Genomic DNA, 26693 nt, shown 5'->3' with positions numbered 1-26693 from the left:
ATGAACGAACCCCTCTGGCGGCACGCACTCGGCCGCGAGCTGCGACGACGCCGGCACGCCCGCGGCGAGACCCTGCACGCGACGGCCGGGCGCGCCGGGGTGTCCCCGCAGTACCTCTCGGAGGTGGAGCGGGGCCGCAAGGAACCCTCCAGCGAGATGATCGCCGCCGTCGCCGGGGCGCTCGGGACCGACCTGGCCGGGCTGACCGGCGGCGTCGCCGACGGCCTGGCGGCCGCGCCGCGACCCCGTGGGCCGCAGTGCGCCTACGCGCTCGCCGCCTGACCCTCACCGGCGTTCCCGGGTCCGCGGCGGCTGCGGCTCGAGCACCGTGTCGAGCAGGCCGTAGTCGCGCGCCGCGGCCGCGGTGAACACCCGGTCGTGGTCGGTGTCGGCACGCAGCCGTTCCACGGTCTGCCCGGTGTGGCGGGCCAGGATCTCCTCGATGTCGGCGCGGATCCGGACCAGCTCGTCGGCCTGCAGGATGAGGTCCGGGATGGACCCGCGGCCCTGCGCCGCGGGCTGGTGCAGCACGACCCGGGCGTGCGGCAACGCGCCCCGGCGGCCCTCGGTCCGGCGGCGAGCAGCACCGCGCCCCACCGACACGGCCTGGCCGACGCACGTCGTCGCGACCGGGCAGCGGACGTGGCGCAGCGTGTCGTAGATGCCGAGCATCGCGCTGGGGTCCCCGCCCCCGCAGTTGACGTAGAGCTGCACCTCGCGGTCGGGGTCGTCGGCCTCGAGGAACAGCAGCTGGGCGATCAGCGCGTTCGCGACGCCGCGTCGATCTCGGTGCCCAGGTAGACGACACGCTCGGTGAGCAGGTGGGAGTAGACGTCGAGGACCCGCTCGCCGCTGGGGGTGCGGGCGATGACGTTCGGGATCGTGTAGGTGCTCATCGCCGTCACCGCCCCACGCCGAAGCCGGTCGGGACGGCACCGCGGCGCGGCACCACCTGGTCGAAGGAGTCCACGACGGCGTCGACGAAGCCGTAGTCGAGCGCCTCGGTCGCCGAGTACCAGCGGTCGTGCAGCGAGTCGGTGAAGATCCGGTCGACCGGCTGTCCGGTGTCCTGGGCGATCAGGCCGAGCACGGTGTCCCGGGTGTGGCGCAGGTCGTCGGCCTGCAGCTCGATGTCGACGGCGGTCCCGCCGATCCCCGACGAGCCCTGGTGCATCAGCACCCGCGAGTGCGGCAGCGCGCGCCGCTTGCCCGGCGTGCCCGCCGAGAGCAGGAACTGCCCGGCGCTGTAGGCGATGCCGAGCACGAGCGTCGACACGTCGCAGGGCACCAGCCGGAACAGGTCCCGCAGCGCCAGCATCGCCGGTACCGACCCGCCGGGCGAGTGGATCCAGAAGGCGATGTCGGCGTCCGGGTCGCGGTCGGCCAGTGCCACGACCTGGGTGGCGAGCAGAGTGCCGTTGTCGTCGTCGAGGGGGCCGTCGAGCACGACGACCCGCTGGTCGTAGAGGTCGCGGCGGGCCCGGTCGTCGAAGCGGGGGCTGCGTGGTGAGTCGCTCATGACCCCACCGTGGCCGGGGTACGGCCCGGTCCGCGCCCGGTTCTGCCCTGGGCAGCTCCGCCCAGGGCGAACGGAGGCCTCAGCCGTCGAGGGCGGCGACGGCCCGGCGGGCCGCGATCGGGTCGGCGGCGGCGCAGGCCGCCCTGGCCCGCTCCCGGCACTGCTCCACCGTCAGCCCGGCCAGGGTCGCCCCGACCGCGGCGAGCGCCCCCGAGCCCATCGACAGGCTCGCGACGCCGAGCCCCACCAGCACCGCGGCGAGCCCCGGGTCGGCCGCGGCCTCGCCGCACACCCCGACCGGGGTGCCGGTGCGCGCCGAGGCCTCGCCGAGCAGCCCGATCAGCCGCAGCAGCGCCGGCTGCCACGGGTCGTTGAGCGCGGCCACCGGACCGGACTGGCGGTCCGCGGCGAACAGGTACTGGGCCAGGTCGTTGGTGCCGACCGAGACGAAGTCGACCTCGGCCATGATCTCGTCGGCGGTGAGCACCGCGGCCGGGATCTCGATCATCACGCCGGCCTGGGTGATCCCGTGCGCCCGGCAGCGCTCCACGAACCAGCGCGCCTCCTCGGCGGTGGCGACCATCGGTGCCATCACCTTGAGCTCGACGTCGGTCTCCTTCGCCGCGGCGGCGAGCGCGGCGAGCTGGCGATCCAGCACGCCGTCGCCGTTGCCGGGGACGCGGGCGATCCGCAGACCACGCACGCCGAGGGCGGGATTGGGCTCGCCGTCGAGCGACAGGAACGGCAGCGGCTTGTCCGCGCCGGCGTCGAGGGTGCGGGCGGTGACCGGCCTGCCGGCGAGCGCGGACAGCACCGCCGTGTAGACCTCGCGCTGGGCGGCCTCGGTCGGCTCGTCGGCCGCGGAGAGGAACGCGAGCTCGGTGCGGAACAGACCGACGCCCTCGGCCCGCGCGTCCGCAGCCTTCACCGCGCCGGGGCCGTCGCCGACGTTGGCCAGGACCGGCACGACCAGGCCGTCGGCGGTGCGGCCGACGCCGTCCCACTCGGCGGTGACCGAGGCGGCGGCGGCGAACGCGGTCGCCTCGTCCAGGGTGGCGACCTCGACGACCTCGCCGGTCCCGCCGTCGACGGTCAGTGCGGCGCCCTCGGCGATCCCGGCCGCGCCCGCGCAGCCGACGACCGCGGGGATCCCCAGCGAGCGCGCGAGGATCGCGGTGTGGCTGGTCGGGCCGCCCTGCTCGGTGACCAGGGCGAGCGCGACTCCCGGCTTCAGCCCGGCGGTGTCGGCCGGGGCCAGGTCGGTCGCGACGAGCACGGCGGGCGCGTCCAGGTCGGCCACGCCCGGTGCGGGCAGCCCCAGCAACTCGGCGACGATGCGGTCCCGCACGTCGTGGATGTCGCGGGCACGCTCGGCCATGTAGCCGCCCATCGAGGACAGCATCTCGGCGAAGGCGTTCGCCGCCTCCCACACCGCACGCGCGGCGGGCCGGCCCTGCCCGGTCACCAGGTTCTCCGCGTTCTCCAGCAGCGTGGGGTCCCCGACCATCGACACGGTCGCCTCGAGCACCTCCTTCGCGTCGCCGGTGACGGTCGCGGCACGTGCGCTCAGGCGCTGCGAGACCAGCTCGACGGCCGGCGCGATCCGCGCGGCCTCGGCGGCGGCGTCGGCCGGGGCGGGACCGGCGGCCGGCTCACCCGGCGGCTCGGCGACGCGGACGACGCGGCCGCCGGCGCGGCCGGGGCTGGCAGGGATTCCGGTGAGGGCGGTCGTGCTCGGCATGGAGTGGCTCCCGGGGTTACGTCGGCGTGACCCGTTGACAAACACAGTAAAACCCACATACTCAGACACAAGCAAGCATCGAAACGGGAGCGAACAAAGATGTACGCAGCGGAGCGTCAGCAGTGGCTGCTCGACCGGACCCGGGACCGGGGCCGGGTCGACGTGGCCGCCGTCGCCGAGGAGCTCGATGTCACCCCCGAGACGATCCGCCGGGACCTCGGGGCCCTGGAGCGCCAGGGGCTCGTCCGCCGGGTGCACGGCGGGGCGATCCCGTCGGACCTGCTGAACTTCGAGCCCGGGGTCGGCCAGCGCGACAGCCAGTTCGGCGCGGAGAAGGAGCGGATCGCCAAGGCCGCACTCGCCGAGCTGGGCACCGCCGCAACCGTCCTGCTCGACGCCGGGACCACGACCTCCCGGCTCGCGAGCACGCTGCCCCGCGAACGCGACGTCACCGTCGTCACCAACTCGCTGCCGATCGCCTCCTCGCTGGCCGGACGTCCGAACGTGGACCTGCGGCTGCTCGGCGGCCGGGTCCGCGGGACGACGCTGGCCACCGTCGACGACTGGGGCACCGAGGTGCTGGCCGGTCTGACGATCGACGTCGCCTTCCTCGGGACCAACGGCTTCTCCGTGGCTCGCGGCCTCACCACACCCCGACACGGGCGAGGGCGCGACCAAGCGGGCGATGCTGCGCGCCGCGCGCCGCACCGTCGTCCTCGCCGACGCCAGCAAGTTCGGCTCCGACCAGTTCGTCCGCTTCGGCACGCTGGCCGAGGTCGACACGCTGATCACCGACACCGGCCTCGCCGCGGCGGACGCCGCCGTGCTCGAGGCCGCCGGCCCCAAGGTGGTACGCGCATGACACCCCGTTCCGGCCCCGCTCCGCGGATGTTCGTGACGGTCACCCCGAACCCGAGCCTGGACCGGACCATCGCGCTGCCGCACCTGGTGCGCGGCGAGGTCCACCGGGCCGGATCGGTCCGGATCGACCCCGGTGGCAAGGGCGTCAACGTCGCCCGCGCCCTGGCCTCGGCCGGGCACCGCACGGTGGCCCTGATGCCGTCGGGTGCCACGCCCGGCGAGCGGCTGGCCGCGCTGCTGGAGCCGACCGACGTCACGACCGTCGCGGTGCCGATCACCGAGGCCACCCGGGTGAACATCACCCTGGTCGAGCCGGACGGCGTCACCACGAAGATCAACGAGCGGGGTCCGCACCTGTCCGCCGACGAGGTCGAGGCCCTGATGGACCGGGCCTGCGCGCTCGGCGCGGGCGCGACCTGGCTGGTGGGCTGCGGCTCGCTGCCCTCGGGTGTGCGCGACGACTTCTACGCGGAGCTGGTCCGGCGCTGCCGCCGGCCCGGCCTGCGGATCGCCGTCGACACCTCGGACGCGCCGCTGCACCACGCCGTCACGGCGGCCCCCGACCTCGTGAAGCCCAACCACGCCGAGCTGGCCGAGCTCGTCGGGCGCCCCCTGGGCAGCCTCGGCGACGTGCTGCTGGCCGCCCGCGAGCTGGGTGCCCGCGGGATCGGCGCGGTCCTGGTCAGCCTGGGCGCCGGTGGTGCCCTGCTGGTCGACCGGTCCGGCGAGTACCACGCCCGGACCCCTCCGATCACCGTGCTCAGCACGGTGGGCGCCGGTGACTCCACCCTGGCCGGGTTCCTGGCCGCGGGCGGGGAGGGACCCGACGCCCTGCGCCACGCCGTGGCCTACGGCGCCGCCGCCTGCCGACTGCCCGGCTCCGCCACGCCGGTGCCGGCCGACATCCGAATCGACGACGTCGAACTGGCACCCACGCCGGACGTCACCCTCGCTCTCACCGGAGATGCCGCATGACCGCACTGATCACCGCTGATCTGGTCGACCTCGACGTGCCGTCGGCCGACAGGAAGACCGCCGTCACCGCCCTCGCCGAGCGCCTCGTGCGGGCGGGCCGGGTCACCGACCTGGACACCTTCCTCGCCGACATCGAGGCCCGCGAGGCCCAGATGCCGACCGGCCTGGAGGGCGGCATCGGCATCCCGCACTGCCGCTCCGCGGCCGTCACCGAGCCGACCCTGGCCTTCGGCCGGGCTCCGTCGGGTGTCGACTTCGGCGCCGAGGACGGCCCCGCCGACCTCATCTTCATGATCGCCGCCCCGGAGGGCGGGAACACCGACCACATGACGGTGCTCGCCGCGCTGGCCCGTCGCCTGGTCCGTGCCTCGTTCAAGAACGAGCTCCGCAACGCCACCGACCCGGCCGCCGTCGCGACCTTCATCCAGCAGGAGGTGGGAGCATGAAGCTCCTCGCCGTCACCGCGTGCCCGACGGGCATCGCCCACACCTACATGGCCGCCGAGGCCCTCGAGGTCGCCGCCGAGGAGGCGGGGCACGAGATCGTCGTCGAGACCCAGGGTTCGGCGGGCTCGACACCCTTCACCCAGGCCCAGCTCGACGAGGCCGAGGCGATCATCCTCGCCGCCGACGTCGAGGTGCGGGACAAGGAGCGCTTCGCGCACCTGCCGACCGTCACCTCCCCGGTCAAGAAGGCCATCGGCGGCGCGCCGGGGCTGATCGAGCAGGCCGTCGCGAAGGCCACCGCGCAGCCGAAGGGCTCGGCCGCGGCCGCCGTCCCGGCCCAGCGCGACGGGTCCGACCTGGACACCAAGAACTTCGGCTCGGGCTTCGGTTCCAAGCTCCGCGGCTGGCTGATGACCGGTGTCTCCTACGTCATCCCGTTCGTCGCGGCCGGCGGTCTGCTGATCGCGCTGGGCTTCGCGCTCGGCGGCTACCAGATCAACGAAGCCCCCGACGTCGTCTCCTTCGACGACAACGGCGTCGCCTCGGTCGTGTTCGACCCGGGTGCGGTGCAGTCCTGGGCCGCGCTGTTCTTCCAGGTCGGCGGCCTGGCGTTCGGCTTCCTCGTCCCGGTCCTGGCCGGCTTCATCGCCTACGCCATCGCCGACCGCCCGGCACTGGTGCCCGGCTTCGTCGGCGGCATGATCGCCGTCCAGACCCATGCCGGGTTCCTCGGCGGCCTGGTCGCCGGCCTGCTCGCCGGTGCGGTCGTCTACGGCCTCAAGCTGTGGCAGCCGCCGCGCGCCCTGGCCGGGATCATGCCGGTGCTGGTGCTGCCGCTGATCGGCACCGCCGTCGTCGGCGCGATCATGTTCCTGGTCGTCGGCACGCCGCTCGCGGCCGCCACGACCGGCCTGACCAACTGGCTCAACGGCCTGTCGGGCACCAACGCGATCCTGCTCGGCGCCCTGCTCGGCCTGATGATGGCCTTCGACATGGGTGGCCCGGTCAACAAGGCCGCCTACGCCTTCGCCGTCGCCGGGCTGTCCACCGGGTCGGAGACCGCGCTGATGATCATGGCCGCGGTGATGGCGGCCGGCATGACCCCGCCGCTGGCGCTGGCCCTGGCCACGACCGTCCGCAAGAACCTGTTCACGAAGGTCGAGCAGGAGAACGGCCGCGCCGCCTGGCTGCTGGGCGCCTCGTTCATCACCGAGGGCGCGATCCCGTTCGCCGCGGGCGACCCGCTGCGGGTCATCCCGTCGCTGATGGCCGGGTCCGCGGTCGCGGGCTCGCTGTCGATGGCCTTCGGCGCGACGCTGCGAGCCCCGCACGGCGGCATCTTCGTGGTCCCGCTGATCGGCAACCCGTTCGCCTACCTGCTGGCGATCGTCGCGGGCACCCTGGTCTCCGCCGCCCTGGTCGTCGGCCTGAAGTCGGCCCGCCGCACCCCGGCCCCGGCCGCCGTCGAGCAGCCCGCCGCCGCCCCGGCCGCCGCGCCGGTCGCCGGCTGACACCCACCACCCACATCGAGAGGAACACCGACATGGCCGAGCGCCGCGTGAAGGTGGGGTCGTCCGTCGGGCTGCACGCCCGCCCCGCCAACCTGTTCGTCACCGCCGCCAAGGAGCAGGGGGTGAAGGTGCAGATCGGGACCGCCGACGGTGAGCGTGGACCGGTCGACGCCGCCTCCATCCTGTCCGTGATGGGCCTGGGCGTGCAGTCCGGCGAGGAGGTCGTGCTGACCTCCTCCGACGACGAGCAGGGCGAGGCCGCCGTCGCCGCCCTGGCCGAGCTGCTGGAGCAGGACCTCGACGCGAGCTGACCCCGCGTCACCCCGTACGACCCGGACGCCCCGCCACGCCTCCCGCGCGGCGGGGCGTCCGGTCGTCCGCGGCCCGCTCCTGCCGCTGCCGCCACCGAGAGGCACGTTTCTGCCCTCCCAGGGGCGGGAACGTGCGGCTCAGTCCCGCAGGACGGTCACCCCACGCGGAGGCAGGGTCCCGGCCGGGCCGGTGAGCACCTCCGCCGCGCCGAGCGGCCCCAGGTCGACGGGGGCGTCGGTCCGGTTGACGACGAACCGGAACCCCTCGCGGCGGACCAGCTCCACCCGTCCCACCAGCTCGCCGGGCAGCTCGGACCCGATCCCGGCGGCGGACAGCAGGCGTCGCAGCAGCGGAGCACGGTCGGCGAGCCGGGTCGGGACGTAGGTCGCCGACCCGTCCCCGACCGGACGTCGGGTCACCGCGGGCAGCCCGGCCAGGTCACCCGCGGCCGGGTCGGTGCCACCGCCGGTCCAGCGGACGAGCACCTCGACGGCCGGGTCCACCACCTGCACGGCCTCGCTCCACAGGTCTCCGGTGGAGCCGTCGTCGAGCTCGACGACGGCGCCCGGGTCGAGCGGGGCGAACTCCTCGACCCGGATGCCCAGCAGGTCGCGCAGGGCGCCCGGATAGCCGCCGAGGACGGCGTGCGCGTCGTCGTCGACGGTGCCCGAGAAGTAGGTGGCGACCAGGTGCCCACCGGCCTCGACGTAGGCGGTCAGCGCGGCCGCGCGGTCCGGGCCGACCACGTGCAGCACCGGGGCGAGGACCAGCCCGTAGCCGGACAGGTCGGCGTCGGCCGGCACGACGTCGGCGCGGACCCCGACGTCGAGGAACGCCCGGTACCAGCCGAGCGCCTCAGCCTTGTAGCGCAGCTCGGCGGTCGGGGTGAACGGCTGCTCGGCGGCCCACCACGACGGCCAGTCCCACAGCACCGCGGCCGGCGCGGGGACCCGCCGCGCCCCGGCGACCGGGGCCAGCTCACGCAGCGTCGCCCCCAGCGCGGTCACGTCGCGGAACAGCGCCGAATCCGGCCCGGCGTGCGGCACCATCGCCGAGTGGAACTTCTCCGCGCCCGCCGCGGACTGGCGCCACTGGAAGAAGCAGAGGGCGTCGGCGCCGTGCGCGAGGTGGGTCAGCGCGTCGCGGGCGAGCTCCCCGGGGCGCTTCGCGCGGTTGACCGGCTGCCAGTTCACCGCCGACGTCGAGTGCTCCATCAGCCACCACGGGTGTCCGCCGGCGAGGTTGCCGGTGAGGTTGGCCGAGAACGACAGCTCGTCGCGGGCGTCCGGGCCGGGGAACACGTAGTGGTCGTTGGCGACGATGTCGACCTGCGGCGCCCACGTCGCGTAGTCCATGCCGTTCGTCTCGCCCATCACCATGAAGTTGGTCGTCACGGGCACGTCCGGGGTGAGCTCGCGCAGCAGGTCCCGCTCGGCACGCAGGTGGTCGAGCAGGGCGTCGGAGGAGAAGCGGGCGAAGTCGAGCTGCTGGGTCGGGTTCGGGTGGGTGCCCGGGCCGGTGCGGCGCGGGGTGCCGATCTCGTCCCACTCGCCGTAGTGCTGGGACCAGAACGCGGTGCCCCAGGCCTGGTTGAGCCGGTCGAGGTCGCCGTAGCGGCGCTGCAGCCAGGCCCGGAACGCGCGCTGCGCGTCCTCGGAGTGGTCGTGGACGTCGTGGCAGCCCAGCTCGTTGGACACGTGCCAGGCGGCGAGCGCGGGATGGTCGCCGTAGCGGCAGGCGAGGCGCTCGACCAGGGCGAGTGCGTGGCGGCGGAACACCGGGGAGGTCGGGCGGTGGTGCTGGCGCCCGCCCGGGGCGAGGATCCGGCCGTCGGCGTCGACGGCGAGGATCTCCGGGTGCCGGTGGTGCAGCCACGGCGGGGGTGAGGCCGTCGCCGTCGCGAGGTCGACGGCGATCCCGCCCGCGTGCAGCAGGTCCAGCACGTCGTCGAGCCAGCCGAGGTCCCAGCGGTCCGGTGCGGGCTGCAGCAGCGCCCAGGAGAAGACGCCGACGGTCACGATCGTCACCCCGGCCTCGCGCATGAGCGCGACGTCGGACTCCCACACCGCGCGCGGCCACTGCTCGGGGTTGTAGTCGGCCCCGAACTCGATGCGAGGACGGGAGGCACCGCAGGGCCCCGGCAAAGTCGCTAGATGATCTTGTAGGTGGTCAGTGGTCGATGGGGGTCGCGGGCGTGGTGGCGGAGTGCTGCGGCGATGTTGCTGACGCCGTGCAGGCGTAGCGCGGTGATCGCGAGGTTCCGCAACGCCGACATGACCTGCGGGGCGTGACCGGTGTGGGCGGTGGCGCGGTCTTCGTCGAAGCAGACATCACGGACCCAGTGCAGGCGATTCTCGATCGACCAGTGCCCACGGATCCAGCGGGCGAGCAGTCCTGGATCGGCGTCGGTGCTGGTCAGGCTGGTGATCGCGTAGGCGGTCTCGGTTCTCCACTTCCCGCCAGGCCGCAGTGGGCGACGCCGGCGCACCAGCTTGATCGCCTGGGATGCGTGGGGGAAGAACTCTGCGCCCAGGTCGGGACAGGGGTGCAGGCTGACCACGCTGATCGTGCGGGTCTCGACGCGGCCGTGCCCACGCCCGCGTTGACGATCAGCGACGCCGATCTGGGTCCAGGGCAGCGCCCGTACCCGTGCCAGCAGCGTGGGCTGGTTCGCTTTGATCGTCATCAGGTAGTGCCCGCCGCGGCGGTGTAGGTAGTCGGCGTGGGCTCGCTGGGTGTGCAGAGCGTCCGCGGTGACCAGTACATCGTCGAGGTCGAGGGGGTCGAGCAGCGCGGTGAACGCGGTGATCTCGCTGCCCTTCTCTGCGACCTGAACCTGGCCGAGCACGCCACCGCTGGTCTGGTCGAGCACCGACACCAGATGCGGGAGCCAGACCCTGCCGTCGGCGGCACGGACGCGGGCGCCGCGCAGGGTCTTGCCGTCCAAGGCCAGCACGCGGCGCTGTTCTCGCCGGGGTGTGCCCTCCGGGGCCGGCTGGGCGCTGAGCTGGGGCAACACCCAGGACTGCAACGCCGCCTCCAGCGCCGAGGCGTCGACCCGTTGCAGGACCCGGCGGATGGTCGACTCGTGCGGAGCGACCGCGCCCACCCCGAGCACGTCCAGCACGGCGCGGCCGACGTCATGGGCGTACTCGGCGATCGCGGTGAACGACCGGGCCCCCGCCAACACCGCGCACGCCCCCAGTAGCAACACCGCGAGGACACCGTGGCGGACACCGCGTGGTTTCCGCGGGTCCGGCACTCGCGACAGGGCCTCCACCAGCGACAACCCCGCCGCCTCACCGACCGGCGCGGCTCTCCCCGCGTCAGGACCGACCTCCAGGCCTTCCAGAGCAGCAACGATCGGAGACACTGACACTGCGGACACAGGCTTCCTGACGTGAGCAAGGATTCGACACCCTCATGATCACGCCAAGCCTGTGTCCGCACCCACCCCCACCCCCCACATCACCGCAGCTCAGGACCCACCCATCACGACTTTGCCGGGGCCCTGGGAGGCACCGGGGGTGCGACGCAGCCAGCGGGTCATGCACACAGTGTGTCCGTGGCGATGTGCGATGTCGTGCGGATGTGTCCGACTTCGTGCAGATCAGGTTTCCCCGCGGTTACGGGCGGCGCCAGAGATGGCCCCGCCCCACGACGGCGGGGGACGATGCCGGGGCCCGACCCCCGTTCCCGACGACGCGAGCGGCCCGTCCCCGAACCGCGTCACCGCGCGGAGAACCGGAGAGCCTGCGTGAGCCCCTCGGAGACCACCGCACTCGCCCCCGACTCGCTGGCCGCGCACTCGGGCGTCGTCAGCGAGAGTGAGCAGAAGGCGCTGCGCGCCGACATCCGGCGGTTGTCCACGATGCTCGGCCGGACGCTGTCCGACGAGGCAGGTCCCGAGGTCCTGGAGCTGGTCGAGAAGGTGCGACGGGCGGCCCGGGACTCCGCACGCGGCGAGGCGGGGCCGGACGTCGTCGCGGCCCTGCTCGACGGGATCGACACCGGTACCGCGGTGCTGCTGGCGCGGGCGTTCTCCCAGTACTTCCAGCTGGCCAACGTCGCCGAGCAGCTGCACCGGTCACGGGAGCTGCGGGAGCTGCGACCGGCCGACGCGCGACCGCTGCGGGCGGTGCTGCGCCGCCTGGCGACCGAGGCCGACCCGGACGAGGTCGCCGACGTGCTGGCCAGGGCCGAGCTGCGCCCGGTGTTCACCGCGCACCCGACCGAGTCGACCCGGCAGTCGGTGCTGGGCATCCTGCGCCGGGTCGTGGACGCGCTCGACGCCCAGGCGCCCGACGAGGAGCTCGCGGCCCTGGTCGACCTGCTGCGGCAGACCGACGACATCCGCCCCGGCAAGCCGATGGTGATCGACGAGGCACGCAACGTCGCCTGGTTCGCGGCCCGGCTCGGCGAGCGGACCGTCCCGGACCTGCTGGGCGAGTTCGCCAGGGAGGCCGCCGACGCCGGGCTGGAGATCCCCGCCGACGCGCGTCCGCTCGTGCTGGGGTCGTGGGTCGGCGGCGACCGCGACGGCAATCCCAACGTCACCCCGGCGGTGACCCGTGAGGTGCTGGAGCTCAACGCCGACCGGGCGATCCGGATCCACACCGCGCTGGTGGAGAAGCTGGTCTTCGAGCTGTCGGTGTCGACGCGGGTGATGGGGGTGTCGGAGGAGCTGCGCGGCTCGCTGGCCCGGGACCGGCGCGCGCTGCCCGCGGTGCACGACCGCTTCATCCGGCTCAACGCGCACGAGCCGTACCGGCTCAAGCTGTCCTACGTCGCGGCCCGGTTGGAGAACACCCGCCGGCGGATCGCGACCGGCGCCGCGCACGAGGCGGGCGTCGACTACCTGGGGTCGGCCGGCTACCTGGAGGACCTGCTGGTCGTGGACCGGTCGCTGCACGGCCACCACGGGGCCCGGATCGCCGGTGGCACCCTGGCCAGGGCGATCCGCTCGGCCCGCGCGCTGGGCCTGCACCTGGTCGAGCTGGACGTGCGCGAGCACTCGCAGAAGCACCACGACGCGCTCGGAGCGGTGTTCGACGGGCTCGGCGAGCTGGACCGGCCCTACGCCGAGCTGACCCGCGACGAGCGGCGGGAGCTCCTGTCGGCGGAGCTGCGGAACAAGCGGCCGCTGTTCCGTCGCCACTACGGCGTGCCCGAGGCCGCCGCACCGGTGCTGGACCTGTTCGACACGGTGCACGCGCTGCAGCACGAGTTCGGCGAGGAGGTCGTGCGGACCTACATCGTCTCGATGGCCCGCGACGTCGACGACCTGCTCGCCGTCGCCGTGCTGGCCCGCGAGGCGTACATGGTCGAGATCGGCGACGACCCGCGCTCCTCGATCGACCTCGTGCCGCTGTTCGAGACGGTCGAGGAGCTGTCCCGGGCCGGGGAGCTGCTGGAGGGGCTGCTGTCGGACCCGGGGTACCGGCAGCAGGTCCGCAACCGCGGTGACCTGCAGGAGATCATGCTGGGGTACTCGGACTCGAACAAGGGCGCGGGGATCACCGCGTCGCAGTGGCAGATCCACCGGGCCCAGCGCCAGCTGCGTGACGTGGCCGCCGAGCACGGGGTGCGGCTGCGGCTGTTCCACGGCCGCGGCGGGTCGGTCGGACGCGGTGGCGGCCCGGCCGGCGAGGCGATCGCGTCGGCGCCGTTCGGGTCGGTCGACGCCACGATGAAGCTCACCGAGCAGGGCGAGGTCATCTCCGACAAGTACTCGCTGCCCAGCCTGGCGCACGACAACCTGGAGATCCTGCTGGCGTCGATGCTGGACGCGTCGCTGCTGCACCAGGCATCCCGCTGGCCCGCCGAGACCCTGAAGCGGTGGGACGAGGTCATGGACTGCGTGTCGGAGGCCGCCACCGCGACCTACCGGACCCTCGTCGACGACCCGGCCCTGCCGCTGTTCTTCACCGCGGCGACGCCGGTGGAGGAGCTGGGGCGGCTCAACGTCGGGTCGCGGCCGTCGAAGCGGCCGGGGCAGGGCGAGCCGACGCTCGACGACCTGCGCGCGATCCCGTGGGTGTTCGGCTGGACGCAGACCCGGATGGTGGTGCCCGGCTGGTACGGCCTGGGCTCGGGCCTGCGGGCGGCCCGCGAGGCGGGCTACGCCGAGGAGCTGGCCGAGATGCGGGAGTGGGCGTTCTTCCGGAACCTGATCGGCAACGTGGAGATGACGCTGGCCAAGACCGACCTGCGGATCGCGTCGAACTACGTCGCGACGCTGGTCGACCCGGAGCAGCAGGGACTGTTCGCGCAGATCCGCGCCGAGCACGAGCTGACCCGCCGCGAGCTGCTCGCGGTGACCGGCGAGGACCAGCTGCTCGCCAGGCACCCGGTGCTGCGCGGCACGCTGTCGGTGCGCGACGCCTACCTGGAGCCGCTGCACCACCTGCAGGTCGAGCTGCTCGCCCAGCGCCGGGCCGCGGGCAACGACCCGGACCCCGACCTGGAGCGCGCCCTGCTCCTGACCATCAACGGGATCGCGGCCGGGATGAAGAACACCGGCTGAGCCGCATCCCGCGGCACCGGAGGTGGCCGGGTACGTTCCGGACATGGAGCACGATCGGAACACACCCGGCCCCGAGGGCCCCGCGACCCGCCGGGTGGTCGCCTGGGTGCTGATCATCGCGCTGGCCGGGCTCCCGCTCAGCTACCTGGCCGGGACTGCCGGACCGCAGGTCGTCGTTGCGCTGGTGGTCGTCGCGCTGCTGGTCGGCGGCGTGGCGTTCTGGCTGCACCGCCGTACCCGCTGACCGGCCACCCGCCGGAACCGGTGCGGCCGCGGGCTGCTGGACTGCCCCGGTGCAGTACCGCCACGCCCCGGCCGCGAACCACGCGGCGCTCGACGCGGTGCTGGCGTCGGCACCGGGCCGCCCGACCCTCCCGGTCCGCCTGACCGTCGAGCTCGCCGGTCGCGCCCGCGCCCATCTGCCCGCCGACGCGCCGCTCACCGTGTGGGACCCGTGCTGCGGCGCCGGGCTGACCCTCACCGTGCTGGGCCTGCTCGTGCCCGGCATCGCGCGTCTGGTGGGCACCGACGCCGACCCCGAGCCGCTCGACCTGGCCCGCCGCAACCTCGCCCTGCTCGACCCCGGCGGTCTCGCCGCCCGCGCCGCAGACCTCGACGCCCTCGCCACCCGGCACGACAAGCCGTCCTACGCCGACGCCGCGACCGCCGCCCGGACCCTGGTCCCGGCGAGCACTCCGGCCTGGTCGGTCGCCGTCGCCGACGCCAGGGACACCGCCGCCGTCCGCGGTGTCCTCGCCGAGGCGTCCCCGGACGACGCCGGCCCGGACCTCGTCCTGGCCGACCTGCCACACGGGATCCGGACGACCTGGGCCGCCGCCCCCACCCGGCCCGCCGGCGCGGCCGCCGACACCCCGGCCCCCGACGCCGGGCCCGCCCGCGCCGCCGACCAGGACCAGGCCCCCGGGGTCGAGTTCCTGCGCGCGGTCGCGACCGCGCTCCGCCCGGACGCCGTGGTCGTGGCCGTCGGGCGCGGGCGGACGGTGCCGCTGCCGGGCGGGGTCCGGCCCCTCGACCGGGTCCGCGTGGGGCACCGGGCCGCCGTCCTGGTGCGGGCGGGCGCGCTGCGGGACGACTGAGCTGGACAGGGCTGCTCGCCACCCTCGCGCCGGGGCCGGGCCGCGCGACAGGGGTGCCGGCGGGGCGACGCGCCTCCGTGCCGGCGCGAACCGGTCCGCCGGCACCCTCCTTCCGAACTCGCTTACCGGGTAAGCGAGTTCGGAGAACCAGCACCCCGCGCGGCGCCGAGCAGGGCCACCGCCCCGCAGGTTCGGAGGCCGCCGGCGCGTGCCCGTCCGGGGCGCGCCCCGGACGGCGGCGGTCCGGGCGTGGCGACCCGATCCCGGTCACACTGGACCCCGACCCGACACCGACACCGACACCGAGGACGCATCCGTGAGCACGATCGACCTGAACGCCGACCTCGGCGAGTCCTGGGGCCGGTGGACCCTCGGCGACGACGAGGCGATGCTCGGGCTCGTCACCTCGGCGAACGTCGCGTGCGGGTTCCACGCCGGGGATCCCTCGACGCTGCGGGGCACGACCGCGGGGGCTGCCGGGGCGGGGGTCGTCGTCGGGGCGCAGGTGTCCTATCCGGACCTGCGCGGGTTCGGGCGCCGGTTCCTCGACATCGAGCCCGACGCGCTGACCGACGACGTGCTCTACCAGATCGGCGGTCTCGAGGCGCTCTGCCGGGCCGCGGGCACCCGGGTCCGCTACGTCAAGCCGCACGGCGCGCTCTACAACGCCACGCGGACCCACACCGCGCAGGCTCGCGCGGTCGTCCGGGCGGTGCTGGCGTACGACCCGTCGCTGCCGGTGCTCGGGCTGCCCGGGTCCGCGCTGCTCGCCGAGGCCGAGCGCGCCGGGCTGCGCGCGGTGGGCGAGTTCTTCGTCGACCGCGGCTACACCCCCGAGGGCGGGCTCGTCCCGCGCGGCGAGCCGGGAGCACTGCTCGACGACGCCACGGAGGCGGCCGAACGGCTCGTCCGCATGGTCGGGACGGGGACGGTGCGCGCGGTGGACGGCAGCGAGGTCGCCGTCCGCGCCGAGTCCGCCTGCCTGCACGGCGACTCCCCCGGTGCCGTCGCGACCGCCCGGCGGGTCCGTGACGAGCTCGCCCGGACCGGGATCGCCGTCGCACCGTTCGTGTGAGCGATGATCGGGCCATGACGAACGACCCGCACGCCTGGCTCGAGGACGTCACCGGCACCGAGGCCCTGGAGTGGGTGGCCCGGCGCAACGCCCGCACCGAGGCGCGGCTGACCGGCACCCCACTGTTCACCGAGCTGGAGTCGGGGATCCGCGAGGTCCTCGACTCCCGCGACCGGATCCCGTTCGTCACCGCCCGCGGCGGGTACTACTACAACTTCTGGACCGACGAGCAGCACCCGCGCGGCCTGTGGCGGCGCACCACACCGGAGTCCTACCGGAGCGCCGACACCGAGTGGGAGGTGCTGCTCGACGTCGACGCGCTCAACGAGGCCGAGGGCGAGAACTGGGTCTGGCACGGCGCCCGGTTCCTGCGCCCGGACCTCGACCGCGCCCTGGTCGACCTTTCCCGCGGCGGCGCCGACGCCGACGTCACCCGCGAGTTCGACCTGCCGACCCGCACCTTCGTCGAGGACGGGTTCTCCCGCCCCGAGGCGAAGGGCGGGATGAGCTGGATCGACCGCGACACCGTCTACCTGTCCACCGACCTCGGTCCGGGCACCATGACGACGTCGGGCTACCCGCGCACGGTGCGCCGGCTGCGCCGCGGCGAGGCCCTGGAGTCCGCCGAGCTGGTCTACGCCGGCGAGGAGACCGACCTCAGCATCTCGGCATTCCGCGACCACACCCCGGGCTTCGAGCGGGACTTCCTGCGCCGGGCACTGGCCTTCTACGCCGACGAGCTCCACCTGATCGGCGCGGACGGGAGCCTCACCAAGATCGACGTCCCGGACTCCGCGATGACCGACGTGCACCGCGAGTGGTGCACCGTCGAGCTGCGCGAGGACTGGGGGTCGTTCACCGCGGGCTCGCTGCTCGCCGCCCGCTTCGACGACGTCCTGGCCGGCACCCCGGACTGGGAGGTGCTGTTCGAGCCCACCGACTCCTCCTCGCTGGCCGGGTACACCTGGACCCGCCACCACCTCGTGCTCGACGTGCTGGAACACGTCGTCGACCGGCTCGTCGTGCTCACCCCCGGCGAGCAGGGCTGGGAGCGGTCACCGTTCGTCGGGGCGCCGGAGTTCGGGAGCGTCACGGTCGCCGCGGTCGACGCCGACGAGAGCGACGACGTCTGGCTGATCGTCACCGACTACCTGACCCCCTCGACGCTGTCGATCGCCACGGTCGGCGAGGCACCCCGGCCGCTGCGCAGCGCGCCCGCGTTCTTCGACGCGTCCCGCCACGTCATCGAGCAGCACTTCGTGACCAGCGACGACGGCACCCGCGTCCCCTACTTCCTGGTCCGGCCCACGGACCTGTCCTTCGACGGCTCCGCCCCGACCCTGCTCTACGGCTACGGCGGCTTCGAGATCCCGATGACGCCCGGCTACTCCGGCGCGACCGGCCGGTCCTGGCTGGAGCGCGGCGGCGTGTACGCGGTCGCGAACCTGCGCGGCGGCGGCGAGTACGGGCCGCGCTGGCACCGGGCGGCGCTGCGGGAGAAGCGCCCGCGCGCCTACGAGGACATGGCCGCCGTCGCACGGGACCTGATCGACCGCGGCATCACCTCACGCGCGCACCTCGCCGTGCAGGGCGGCAGCAACGGCGGGCTGATGGCGGGGAACATGCTGGTCCGCTACCCCGAGCTGTTCGGTGCGGTGGTGATCCAGGTGCCGCTGCTGGACATGAAGCGCTACAGCCACCTGCTCGCCGGCGCATCCTGGATGGCCGAGTACGGCGATCCGGACACCGACGACTGGGAGTTCATCCGGACGTTCTCGCCCTACCACCTGATCGACCCGGACGCCGACTACCCACCGACGATCCTGCTGACCTCCACCCGCGACGACCGGGTGCACCCCGGCCACGCCCGCAAGTTCACCGCCGCGCTGGAGGCCGCCGGCCACGACGTCACCTACTACGAGAACATCGAGGGCGGGCACGGCGGCGCCGCGGACAACGCGCAGGCCGCGAGGATGGCCGCACTGGCCTACGGATTCCTGTGGGAGAAGCTGGCATGAGCGACGTCGTGATCCGGGTGCGGGGCGAGCACGAGCGGCAGGTCCCCGCCGAGCGGGGTACCGCGCAGGTCGTCGTGGAGGCACAGGGCCCCGAGGCCGCGGCGGTGCGGTCCGAGGTCGAGCAGGGCACCGCGGCGCTCGTCGCCGACGTGCGCACCCTGCACGACCCCGGCGCGGGTCCGGTCCGGCGCTACGTCGTCGACCAGGCCCGCAGCTGGGTCGAGCAGCCGTCGTTCGAGGGCCGGCCGCAGCCGCCGGTGCACCACGCGTCGGTCTCGGTGTCGGTGGAGTTCGACGACGTCGCCCGGCTCGGCGCGTGGCTGTCCGGGGTGGGCCGGTTCGCCGGCGCGCAGGTGCGGGGGATCTCCTGGGACCTGGCTCGGGAGCACCGCCGCGAGATCGAGCGGTCGGCCCGCCAGGACGCGCTGCGTCAGGCCGTCGAGCGCGCCCAGGACTACGCCGACGCCCTCGACCTGGGCCCCGTCGCGCCGCGCTCGGTCGCCGACACCGGCATGCTCGGCGCGCACCAGCCGGTCGGGCTGAGCTTCAGTGCCCGCGCGATGTCCGCGCCGGGCGGGTTCGCCGAGGCCGACGGTGCTCTCGGCACGCTCCTCGCCCCGGACGACATCACCGTCCGGGCCGAGGTCGAGGCCGAGTTCGTCGTGCGCCGGGAGGGCTGAGCCCGCTCAGCCCTCCCGGGCCGCGATCTCGCCGTGCTCGGTGCGCAGCTCCCGCTTGAGGATCTTGCCGCTGGGGTTCTTCGGCAGCGCGTCGGCGAACACCACGTACTTGGGCCGCTTGTAGCCGGCGAGCTTCTCGCGGGCGTGCGCGTCGACCTGCTCGCGGGTCAGCGTCACGCCCTGCTTCGGCACCACCACCGCGGTGACGGCCTCGATCCAGTGCGGGTGGCTGACGCCGAACACGGCGACCTCGGCGACACCCTCGAGCAGGTAGAGCGCCTCCTCCACCTCGCGGGAGGCGACGTTCTCCCCACCAGTCTTGATCATGTCCTTCTTGCGGTCGACGACGGACAGGTACCCGTCGGCGGTCATCACGCCCAGGTCACCGGAGTGGAACCAGCCACCGGCGAACGCCTCGGCGGTCTTCTCCTCGTTCTCGTAGTACCCCAGCGTCACGTGCGGGCTGCGGTGCACGATCTCGCCGACCTCTCCCGGCCCGACCTCGTTGCCCTCGTCGTCGACGACGCGCGTCTCGACGTTCAGCGACGCCCGCCCGGCCGACCCGGCGTGGCTGAGCTGCTCGTCCGGGCCGAGCAGGGTGGCCAGCGGGGAGGTCTCGGTCTGGCCGTAGAAGTTCCACAGCCGCACCTCGGGCAGCCGCCGGGACAGCTCCTGCAGCACCTCGACCGGCATCGCCGCGGCACCGTAGTAGCCCTTGCGCAGGCTCGACAGGTCCCGGGTGTCGAAGTCCGGGTGGCGCAGCAGCGAGATCCACACCGTCGGCGGGCAGAAGAGCTTGGTGACCTTCTCCCGCTCGATCGTCTCCAGCAGCCGGGCCGGGTCCGGTGCCGGGAGGATGATGCTGGTGGCGCCCAGGTAGACGTCGACGGACAGGAAGCAGTCCAGCTGTGCGCAGTGGTAGAGCGGCAGCGAGTGCAGCTCGACGTCGTCGTGCTCCATGCCGCCGTCGACGACGCACGACACGTACTGGGCGATCAGCGATCGGCTCGGCAGCATGACGCCCTTGGGCCGCGACTCGGTGCCGGAGGTGTACATGAGGCGCAGCGGGTCGTCGTCGGTGATGTGCACGTCGGGCTCGCCGGGGTCGCCGTCGCCGTCGATCCAGGCGTCCAGGTCGGCCCAGTCCCCGGTCGGTGCCTGCCCGGACAGCCCGATCCAGGCCCGGACCGACGCCGGCTCCGAGGACTGTGCGAGCGCCTTCTCCCCGGTCGCGGCCAGCGCGTCCTCGACGACGAACGCCGTCGCCCCGGAGTGGTCGAGGATGAACGCGATCTCCTCGGCGTTCAGCATGAAGTTGATCGGCACGAGCACGACGCCGAGCCGCGCGGTGGCGTAGACGAGCACCGCGAACTGGCGGCAGTTGTGCGAGAGCAGCGCGAGCCGGTCGCCCTTGACCAGGCCCTGCCCGGCCAGTGCGGCGGCGCAGCGGTTCACCGCGGCGTCGAACTCGGCGAAGGTCCAGCGGGTGTCGCCGTCGACGACCGCGGTCTTGCCCGGGTACCGGACGGCCGTCCGGTGCAGCAGGTCCCCGAGCGTGTGCCGGCGCACCCGCCGGATCGACGCCGCGGTCAGCTCACTGAACTCGGTAGCACCGTTGCCCATGGGCGCATCCTGCCCGAGGACACCCCCGTCGTCACCTACGACCGTTCTCCGCGGATCCGACGACGTCGGCGGGGTCCGTGGCTTCCGCGCTGTCTTTGCCGTCCGCGCTGTCCGCGCTGTCTGTGCCGTCCGCGGCGTCCCGATCGTGCCCGGCCGGGACCCAGATCCCGGTCGGCTCGTCCCGCCCGCGCAGCGTCACCGACTCCGATGCCCGCCACCGCGCGGCCTCGCTCCCGGCGGCGTCGACGGCCCGGGCGGCCGCGACGACCCGCCCCGGCACCGACTTCGCCAGCTCGGTGAGCCGCGCCGCCTCGTTCACCGGGTCGCCGATCACCGTGTACTCGAAACGGCGCGGGTCGCCGATGTTGCCGGCCACCGCGTCGCCCGCGGAGACACCGATGCCGGCCTCGATCTCGGGCATCTCCTCGGCGAGGCGGGCGCCCAGGCAGCGGGCGGCGCTGAGCGCGGCGCCGGGGGCGTCGTCGAGGTCGAGCGGGGCGCCGAACACGGCGAGCGCGGCGTCGCCCTCGAACTTGTTGATCCACCCGCCGGCCTGCTCGACGCACTCGACGACCACCCCGAAGAAGCGGTTCAGCACCGCCACGACCTCCTCCGGCGGTCGGCGGGCGGCCATCGTCGTCGAACCGACGAGATCGACGAACAGCACCGCGACCGGCCGCACCTCGCCGCCGAGCCGGATGCCGTCACCGCGCGCCGACGCGGCCTCGGCGACGTCGCGGCCGACGTGGCGGCCGAACAGGTCACGGATCCGCTCCCGCTCGCGCAGCCCCTCGACCATGCTGTTCGTCCCGGCCTGGAGCTGCCCGAGCTCGGTGTTGTCGTAGACGGGCAGGCTCACGTCGAGATCACCGTTCTGCACACGGGCCAGTGCACGGCGCACGGCCAGCACCGGGTCGGCGATGGCGCGGGCGGCCCCGAGCGTCGTGATCAGTCCGACCCCGATCGCCGCGCCCCCCAGCGCGAGCATGGTGACCGCGAGCTGGGTGGGCGAGGAGTCCCCGAACACCAGGGCGACGAGCCCGGCCAGCATGATCCCGGAGATCGGGACCGCGGTGCCGAGCGCCCAGAACCCGACCGAGCGCAGCATGACCCCGGTGATCAGGCGACGCCGCTTCGGCGGCCGCCCGGACAGCACCCGGGCCGCAGCGCGGCGCAGGATCCGCTCGACCAGCAGGTAGGACAGGGCCGAGGTGGTCACGCCGCCGATCAGCACGGTGGCGGTGACCGAGAAGCCCAGCCGCCCGGAGTAGCGCAGGTTCAGGAAGCAGAACAGGACCGCGCCGACCACCCACAGCAGGGCGACCATCGACGAGATGCGGGCGGGTGCCCGCAGCACCAGCTGCCGCTCGTCGGCCTGGGGGTCCCGCGAGGAGCGACGCACGGTCAGCTTCCGGCGACCGAACCAGATCCCGACCGGCACCGCGACGAGGAGGTAGATCGCGAGCACGACGAGGTTGACCAGCCGGATCTCGACGGCGTCGAGCAGCTGTTCCCGGGGAAGCACGAAGGCCGCGATGACCAGCACCACGGCCGCGCCGATGACGTTCGCCGACGCCACGACGAGGGCCAGCAGCGCTCGTACCGGCAGGCCGACGACCTGGCGGCCCGGCCGCGTCGCGGGTCGCTGCGCATCCATGCGGCGAGTCTAGGCCGATCGAGTGAGCCCGGTCGCCGGAGACGGGAGGACGCCCGCCACCACGGTGCTGCGCAACAGGATGGCCGCCCACCCTCCGCACTCCCCCCACTGGGCCGAACATGCGACATCCCCTCCCCGATCGCGTGCTCCCGCCGGGCCGACGTTGTGGCCCGCACCTCACGGGTACTGGCTCCGGGTAGGACGCACGTCACCGACGGCCCGGCTCGCGCCGGGTCGTCACACAGAGGGGAACACCGGATGACCAGCACGTACGGCAGGACCGCGGGCGGACCGGCGGAGCACGCGGGCGCGGTCGCCCCGGGCACGCCGACCCCGCGCACACCGACACCCTGCACACCGAGCACCGGCACGAGCACTCGACCGTGGACCCCCGTACGGGCGGTGTCCACCACGCGGGCGGTGTCCCGATCGCCGGCGGCCCGAGGCTGGACCGCATCCGCTGGGGCGCGGTGTGGATCGGCGCGCTGACCACGTTCGCGGTCAACATCGTCCTGCAGCTGCTGTTCTTCGCCTTCGGCTGGCTCACCATCGGTGGCGCCCCCGGCACGACGACGGCGGCCGTGGTCTCGGTGGTGATCGGTCTGCTCGCGTTCTTCCTCGGCGGGATGGCGACCGGCTCGTCGACGGTCTGGGACAACCCGGCCGACGGCGTGGTCAACGCCCTGGCCGTCTGGGTCCTGACCACGATGCTGCTGGTCGGGCTGGCCCTGGCCGGGGGCGGCGCGCTCGCCGGCTACGCCGGTTCGGCGTTCCCCGGCCTCGGCACGGGTGGCGCGGGTGTCGTCGGCCTCGCCCGTGAGGCCGCGGGCTGGTCGGTCCTGGCGATGGGTGTCTCGGCCGTCGCCGCGGCGATCGGTGGCGCCGTCGGTGCCCGCATGTGGCCGGGCGCCGCGCAGCGGACCGCCCGCGTCTGACCCGCCGGTCGCCCTCCGCGGCGGCCCAGGCACGTCGACCGCCCCCGCCACCGTCGCACCGCGACGGGGACGGGGGCGTCGTCGTGTCCGGGCGGCGAGGTGGAGCCCGGATCTCCACCCGGGGTCGATCCCGGGGTGGATCCGGCGGGGGCCCTCGCGCGGAAGTGTCGGAGAGGTCCGACCCCCGCGACGGCAGGAGCCATCCGATGACCACGACCACTCCCCCGACCGCGCCTGCGCCCGCCGCGGGCCGTGGCACCGTGCTGCGGCAGACGGCGATCTCGCTGCTGGTGGACGCGGGTCTGCCGTACCTGGTCTACGTGGTGCTGACCGGACAGGGCATGTCCGACGTCGCCGCGCTGGCCTGGTCCGCGCTGCCGCCCGCGCTGAACGTCCTGGTGCAGGCGGTGCGGCACCGCCGGCTCAACCCGGTCGGGGTGATCGTGCTGGTCACCATCGCGGCCGGGCTGGTGACGTCGCTGCTCAGCGGCGACGCCCGGTTCGCCGTCGCCCGCGACGCGATCCAGAGCGTCGCGTTCGGACTCCTGCTCGCCGGGTCGCTGGTGGTCGGGCGCCGCCCGCTGATGTTCCACGTGTGCCGGTTCTTCGGCGGCGCCCAGCGCCCCGACCTGCCCGCGCTGATGGAGCGCCAGTGGGACGCCAACCCGGTGTTCCGCCGGACGCTGCGCCGCGCGACCGGGGCCGCCGCCCTGGTCATGGCGCTGAAGGCGGCCCTGCGGATCACGCTGGCCTACACACTGGCGCCGGTGGTGGCGCTGCCGATCCTGTCGGTGCAGTCGGTCGTGGTGTGGACGGCGATGTCGGCGCTGCTGGTCGTCAGCGTGAAGCGGGCGGTGCGGGCGGGTCGCTGACCGGCCGAACGGGCAGCTCACCGTCGGAGACGACGGCGCTCACGGCCGGAGCCCCGCGAGCCGCTCGGCGGCCTGCTCCAGCACCTCGTCGCGCTTGCAGAAGGCGAACCGCACGTACGGCCGGTGTGCCGCGGCGGCCTGCGGCGACGGGCAGAACACCGACACCGGGACGGCCGCGACCCCGCACAGGCCGGGGAGCTTCCAGGCCAGGTCGACGCCGTCGTCGTAGCCGAGCGGGCGCGGGTCAGCGGTCACGAAGTAGGTGCCGCGCGGGGTGAGCACGTCGAACCCGGCCGCCCGCAGCCCGTCGGCCAGCAGGTCGCGCTTGCGGGTGAGATCGGCCGCGAGACCGGTGTAGAAGTCGTCGCCGAGGCCGAGGGCGTGCGCGACGGCCGGCTGGAACGGCGCCCCGCCGTGGAAGGTGAGGAACTGCTTGACCGCGCGCGGGGCGGCGACCAGCTCGGACGGGCCGTGCACCCAGCCGACCTTCCAGCCGGTCACCGAGAAGGTCTTCCCGGCCGAGGAGATCGTGAGGGTGCGGTCGGCGAGGCCGGGCAGCGACGCCATCGGGACGTGCTGCACGTCGTCGAAGACCATGTGCTCGTACACCTCGTCGGTGACGACCACCGCGTCGTGGGCGACCGCGAGCTCCCCGACCCGGGTCAGCTGGTCACGGGTGAGCACCGCGCCGGTCGGGTTGTGCGGGGTGTTGACCAGCACCACCCGGGTGCGGTCGGAGAACGCGGCGGCCAGCGCGTCGTCGTCGAAGCCGAACCCGGGCGGGAGCAGCGGCACGGTGCGCAGCGTGGCACCGGCCAGCGCGACGGCCGCGGCGTAGGAGTCGTAGGCCGGCTCGAACGCGACGACCTCGTCACCGGGTCCGCAGAGTCCGAGCAGGGTCGCGGCGATCGCCTCGGTCGCCCCCGTGGTGACGACGACGTCGGCCGGGTCGACGTCGAGGCCGTACCAGCGGTGCTGGTGCGCCGCGTCGGCCTCGCGCAGCGCGGGCACGCCCGGGCCGGGCGGGTACTGGTTGCGGCCGCGCTCGGTGATGTTGGCGACCGCGTCGGCGAGCAGCGATGCCGGACCGTCGGTGTCCGGGAAGCCCTGGCCGAGGTTGATCGCACCGGTCTCGACCGCGAGGCGGGAGATCTCGGTGAAGATCGTCGAGGTGAACGGGCGCATGCGCTCGACCAGCATGGGCCCGACACTATCCGGGTGTGCGGGTGGCGCAGCTCCTGATCGAGGTTCTGCGCGAACCCGTGCCGGTCCACGGACGCCGGTGGGTTCCACCGCGCCGGGACGAGCTCTTCCGGTGACCCGGTCGAGTCCGACTCAGTCGAGTCCGCGGACGATGTGGGACTCGTCGTCGTGCTGCTCGTCGTTCTCGATCGAGATGTCGTCGTTCATCGCATGGCCTCCTCACGGATGTCGGGTGACGAATGATGGACACACGGGGAGACGTTCGTCATCGGGGAAACGTTGCTGAACCGGCCTGTGGACCGATCCAGAGCCACCCGATCGGGTGAGCAGACCTGCCCACCCGATCGGGTCGTCCCGCGTCGTCGTCCCGCGTCCATGCCTCCGGTCTACCCGCTGATGCGGCCGACCAGGTGCAGCTTTTCCGCGTCCTTGGCGCTGCGCAGCGCCAGCCCCCACGCCCCCTTGGCGTCGGACCCGGTCACGAGCTCGACCTTCGCCGGGAGCAGCACCGGCTTGCGGAACACGACGTCGTAGGTGCAGGCGTCGGGGATCCGGCCCTCCAGCGAGGCGACGGCGTGCGCCGCGGTCCACATGCCGTGCGCGATCGCCCGCGGGAAGCCCATCGCCTTCGCGGTGAGCGAGTGCAGGTGGATCGGGTTCACGTCACCGGAGACGGCCGCGTAGCGGCGTCCGATGTCGCCCGGGACCCGCCACAGCGCGTTCGCCGGCCCGGTGGGCACCGGCGGCTCGGCGATGTCGGCCGTGTCGGCCGTGTCGTCGCCGCCCGCCGTGCCGTCCGGGGCCTTCGCCCCGCGGGCCAGATAGGTGCTGCGGCCGGACCAGACGGTCTCCCCGTCCGCGGAGACCTCGCCGACCAGGTCGACCTGCGCCCCCTTGGGGTGCCGGGTGAACCGCTGCGCCCACACCCGGACGTCGAGCGTCTCGGTCGGGGCGATCGCCCGGTGCACGGTGATCCGATTGGCGATGTGCACCAGCCCGGGCAGCGGCAGCGGGAACGACCGGCCGGCCATCAGCACGACCTGCAGCGGGAACGTCAGCATGTGCGGGTAGGTCACCGGCAGGGCGTTGCCGACCCGGAACCCGCAGACCCGGGCGTAGTCGGCGAGGTGTCCCTGCTCGACCGTGACGCCGCGGCGGACCAGCTCGGTCGCGGGCAGCGACCGGCCGGAGCCGCCGGGGAGCGCCGCCCGGGCGGCCGCGGAGGCGTAGTACTGCCCCAGCGACGGCGGCCCGGGCAGCTCCGTGACCTTCCGATCCTCGGTCACGGTCATCAGGCCCCCAGCATCGACTGGCCGCAGACCCGCACGGTCTGCCCGTTGAGCCCGCCGGACTCGGCGCGGCCGAACCAGCCGATGGCCTCGGCGACGTCCACCGGCAGCCCGCCCTGCTTGAGGGAGTTGATCCGGCGGCCGCCCTCGCGGGTGGCGACGGGCATCTTCGCGGTCATGTCGGCTCGATGAACCCGGGTGCGACGGCGTTGATCGTCGCGCCGCGCTCGGCGAAGCGCGGGGCGAGCGCCCGGACCATGCCGATCACACCGGCCTTGGAGGCGGCGTAGTTGGTCTGGCCGCGGTTGCCCGCGATGCCCGACTGCGAGGACACGCAGACCACGCGGCCCGCC

General features: G+C 74.1%; 21 protein-coding genes and 3 pseudogenes. 14 read left to right on the top strand and 10 right to left on the bottom strand.

Annotated elements, in window-relative coordinates; genetic code table 11:
- Positions 1-282, top strand: coding sequence for a helix-turn-helix domain-containing protein (locus KPL57_RS19785; protein WP_226352712.1), 282 nt, complete (start codon positions 1-3; stop codon positions 280-282).
- A 3-nt stretch (positions 283-285) separates the two neighbouring features.
- On the opposite strand, the pseudogene KPL57_RS19780 reads toward KPL57_RS19785, so the two are convergent.
- The 3 genes and pseudogenes from KPL57_RS19780 to KPL57_RS19770 all read right to left on the bottom strand — a co-directional run bounded on the left by KPL57_RS19780 (position 286) and on the right by KPL57_RS19770 (position 3260).
- Positions 286-896: pseudogene (locus KPL57_RS19780) on the bottom strand (ClpP family protease).
- A 5-nt stretch (positions 897-901) separates the two neighbouring features.
- Positions 902-1519: a ClpP family protease gene (locus KPL57_RS19775; protein ID WP_226352711.1), complete on the bottom strand. Its 618-nt coding sequence runs from the start codon at positions 1517-1519 to the stop codon at positions 902-904.
- A 79-nt stretch (positions 1520-1598) separates the two neighbouring features.
- Positions 1599-3260 carry a putative PEP-binding protein gene (locus KPL57_RS19770; RefSeq protein ID WP_226352710.1) on the bottom strand — a complete coding sequence of 554 codons (1662 nt, stop codon included), beginning with the start codon at positions 3258-3260 and terminating at the stop codon, positions 1599-1601.
- A 99-nt stretch (positions 3261-3359) separates the two neighbouring features.
- Between KPL57_RS19770 and KPL57_RS19765 the strand changes: the two are divergent.
- The 5 genes and pseudogenes from KPL57_RS19765 (at position 3360) to KPL57_RS19745 (ending at position 7364) form a co-directional block, all read left to right on the top strand.
- Positions 3360-4122, top strand: a pseudogene (locus KPL57_RS19765) (DeoR/GlpR family DNA-binding transcription regulator).
- A 26-nt stretch (positions 4123-4148) separates the two neighbouring features.
- A complete protein-coding gene (gene pfkB, locus KPL57_RS19760) occupies positions 4149-5096 on the top strand; it encodes a 1-phosphofructokinase (RefSeq protein ID WP_226352723.1) in 948 nt (315 codons plus the stop codon).
- On the top strand, positions 5093-5542 hold the full coding sequence (locus tag KPL57_RS19755; protein WP_060714010.1) for a PTS sugar transporter subunit IIA: 450 nt from the start codon (positions 5093-5095) through the stop codon (positions 5540-5542). Before pfkB ends, KPL57_RS19755 begins: the two co-directional genes overlap by 4 nt.
- Positions 5539-7053: a PTS fructose transporter subunit IIC gene (locus tag KPL57_RS19750; RefSeq protein WP_020621689.1), complete on the top strand. Its 1515-nt coding sequence runs from the start codon at positions 5539-5541 to the stop codon at positions 7051-7053. Before KPL57_RS19755 ends, KPL57_RS19750 begins: the two co-directional genes overlap by 4 nt.
- A gap of 32 nt (positions 7054-7085) precedes the next feature.
- Positions 7086-7364 carry an HPr family phosphocarrier protein gene (locus KPL57_RS19745; RefSeq protein ID WP_020621690.1) on the top strand — a complete coding sequence of 93 codons (279 nt, stop codon included), beginning with the start codon at positions 7086-7088 and terminating at the stop codon, positions 7362-7364.
- A gap of 138 nt (positions 7365-7502) precedes the next feature.
- On the opposite strand, the gene KPL57_RS19740 is transcribed toward KPL57_RS19745, so the two are convergent.
- Positions 7503-9509, bottom strand: coding sequence for a beta-galactosidase (locus KPL57_RS19740; protein WP_226352709.1), 2007 nt, complete (start codon positions 9507-9509; stop codon positions 7503-7505).
- A gap of 5 nt (positions 9510-9514) precedes the next feature.
- Positions 9515-10738 (bottom strand): ISAs1 family transposase, encoded by a 1224-nt coding sequence (locus tag KPL57_RS19735; protein WP_226350739.1) that lies wholly within the window; start codon positions 10736-10738, stop codon positions 9515-9517.
- 384 nt (positions 10739-11122) lie between these two features.
- On the opposite strand from KPL57_RS19735, the gene ppc reads away from it, so the two are divergent.
- The 6 genes from ppc (at position 11123) to KPL57_RS19700 (ending at position 18761) form a co-directional block, all read left to right on the top strand.
- On the top strand, positions 11123-13891 hold the full coding sequence (gene ppc / locus KPL57_RS19730) for a phosphoenolpyruvate carboxylase (protein WP_226352708.1): 2769 nt from the start codon (positions 11123-11125) through the stop codon (positions 13889-13891).
- A gap of 43 nt (positions 13892-13934) precedes the next feature.
- Positions 13935-14135 (top strand): hypothetical protein, encoded by a 201-nt coding sequence (locus tag KPL57_RS19725; protein ID WP_020621693.1) that lies wholly within the window; start codon positions 13935-13937, stop codon positions 14133-14135.
- Between the two features lie 49 nt (positions 14136-14184).
- Positions 14185-14988 carry an rRNA methyltransferase gene (locus KPL57_RS69925; protein ID WP_308252938.1) on the top strand — a complete coding sequence of 268 codons (804 nt, stop codon included), beginning with the start codon at positions 14185-14187 and terminating at the stop codon, positions 14986-14988.
- 316 nt (positions 14989-15304) lie between these two features.
- On the top strand, positions 15305-16063 hold the full coding sequence (locus tag KPL57_RS19710; RefSeq protein WP_075309615.1) for a LamB/YcsF family protein: 759 nt from the start codon (positions 15305-15307) through the stop codon (positions 16061-16063).
- Positions 16064-16077: 14 nt separating this feature from the next.
- Entirely contained in the window at positions 16078-18081 is a 2004-nt protein-coding gene (locus KPL57_RS19705) for a prolyl oligopeptidase family protein (RefSeq protein ID WP_226352707.1), read from the top strand.
- Positions 18078-18761, top strand: coding sequence for an SIMPL domain-containing protein (locus KPL57_RS19700; protein WP_226352706.1), 684 nt, complete (start codon positions 18078-18080; stop codon positions 18759-18761). Before KPL57_RS19705 ends, KPL57_RS19700 begins: the two co-directional genes overlap by 4 nt.
- A 6-nt stretch (positions 18762-18767) precedes the next feature.
- On the opposite strand, the gene KPL57_RS19695 is transcribed toward KPL57_RS19700, so the two are convergent.
- Positions 18768-20384, bottom strand: a complete 1617-nt coding sequence (locus KPL57_RS19695) for an acyl-CoA synthetase (RefSeq protein WP_226352705.1) — start codon at positions 20382-20384, stop codon at positions 18768-18770.
- Between the two features lie 31 nt (positions 20385-20415).
- Positions 20416-22041, bottom strand: coding sequence for a mononucleotidyl cyclase (locus KPL57_RS19690; protein WP_226352704.1), 1626 nt, complete (start codon positions 22039-22041; stop codon positions 20416-20418).
- 383 nt (positions 22042-22424) lie between these two features.
- Between KPL57_RS19690 and KPL57_RS19685 the strand changes: the two genes are divergently transcribed.
- Together KPL57_RS19685 and KPL57_RS19680 are read left to right on the top strand one after the other, a co-directional pair.
- Entirely contained in the window at positions 22425-22976 is a 552-nt protein-coding gene (locus KPL57_RS19685) for a hypothetical protein (protein ID WP_226352703.1), read from the top strand.
- A 206-nt stretch (positions 22977-23182) separates the two neighbouring features.
- Positions 23183-23848: a VC0807 family protein gene (locus tag KPL57_RS19680; RefSeq protein WP_226352702.1), complete on the top strand. Its 666-nt coding sequence runs from the start codon at positions 23183-23185 to the stop codon at positions 23846-23848.
- 39 nt (positions 23849-23887) lie between these two features.
- On the opposite strand, the gene KPL57_RS19675 is transcribed toward KPL57_RS19680, so the two are convergent.
- The 3 genes and pseudogenes from KPL57_RS19675 to KPL57_RS19665 all read right to left on the bottom strand — a co-directional run.
- Positions 23888-25048, bottom strand: coding sequence for a pyridoxal phosphate-dependent aminotransferase (locus KPL57_RS19675; protein ID WP_226352701.1), 1161 nt, complete (start codon positions 25046-25048; stop codon positions 23888-23890).
- Between the two features lie 389 nt (positions 25049-25437).
- Complete coding sequence (locus KPL57_RS19670) at positions 25438-26343, bottom strand: MaoC/PaaZ C-terminal domain-containing protein (RefSeq protein ID WP_226352700.1); 906 nt, start codon at positions 26341-26343, stop codon at positions 25438-25440.
- A pseudogene (locus KPL57_RS19665) lies at positions 26343-26693 on the bottom strand (SDR family oxidoreductase); the annotation flags it as partial. The gene KPL57_RS19670 and the pseudogene KPL57_RS19665, both read right to left, overlap by 1 nt.

It is taken from the genome of Pseudonocardia sp. ICBG601 (assembly GCF_020496245.1).
The sequence above is the reverse complement of the archived record's forward strand: the minus strand, read 5'-3'. Positions and strand labels throughout refer to the sequence as shown.

Excerpts from the sequence above, each read along its gene's own strand:
- KPL57_RS19770 (WP_226352710.1), bottom strand. The coding sequence starts at position 3,260 with ATGCCGAGCACGACCGCCCTCACCGGAATCCCTGCCAGCCCCGGCCGC.
- KPL57_RS19680 (WP_226352702.1), top strand. The coding sequence starts at position 23,183 with ATGACCACGACCACTCCCCCGACCGCGCCTGCGCCCGCCGCGGGCCGT.
- KPL57_RS19725 (WP_020621693.1), top strand. The coding sequence starts at position 13,935 with ATGGAGCACGATCGGAACACACCCGGCCCCGAGGGCCCCGCGACCCGC.
- KPL57_RS19785 (WP_226352712.1), top strand. The coding sequence starts at position 1 with ATGAACGAACCCCTCTGGCGGCACGCACTCGGCCGCGAGCTGCGACGA.
- KPL57_RS19695 (WP_226352705.1), bottom strand. The coding sequence starts at position 20,384 with ATGGGCAACGGTGCTACCGAGTTCAGTGAGCTGACCGCGGCGTCGATC.
- KPL57_RS19750 (WP_020621689.1), top strand. The coding sequence starts at position 5,539 with ATGAAGCTCCTCGCCGTCACCGCGTGCCCGACGGGCATCGCCCACACC.
- KPL57_RS19675 (WP_226352701.1), bottom strand. The coding sequence starts at position 25,048 with ATGCTGGTCGAGCGCATGCGCCCGTTCACCTCGACGATCTTCACCGAG.
- pfkB (WP_226352723.1), top strand. The coding sequence starts at position 4,149 with ATGTTCGTGACGGTCACCCCGAACCCGAGCCTGGACCGGACCATCGCG.
- KPL57_RS19755 (WP_060714010.1), top strand. The coding sequence starts at position 5,093 with ATGACCGCACTGATCACCGCTGATCTGGTCGACCTCGACGTGCCGTCG.
- KPL57_RS19775 (WP_226352711.1), bottom strand. The coding sequence starts at position 1,519 with ATGAGCGACTCACCACGCAGCCCCCGCTTCGACGACCGGGCCCGCCGC.
- KPL57_RS19670 (WP_226352700.1), bottom strand. The coding sequence starts at position 26,343 with ATGACCGTGACCGAGGATCGGAAGGTCACGGAGCTGCCCGGGCCGCCG.
- KPL57_RS19690 (WP_226352704.1), bottom strand. The coding sequence starts at position 22,041 with ATGGATGCGCAGCGACCCGCGACGCGGCCGGGCCGCCAGGTCGTCGGC.
- KPL57_RS19700 (WP_226352706.1), top strand. The coding sequence starts at position 18,078 with ATGAGCGACGTCGTGATCCGGGTGCGGGGCGAGCACGAGCGGCAGGTC.
- KPL57_RS19745 (WP_020621690.1), top strand. The coding sequence starts at position 7,086 with ATGGCCGAGCGCCGCGTGAAGGTGGGGTCGTCCGTCGGGCTGCACGCC.
- KPL57_RS19705 (WP_226352707.1), top strand. The coding sequence starts at position 16,078 with ATGACGAACGACCCGCACGCCTGGCTCGAGGACGTCACCGGCACCGAG.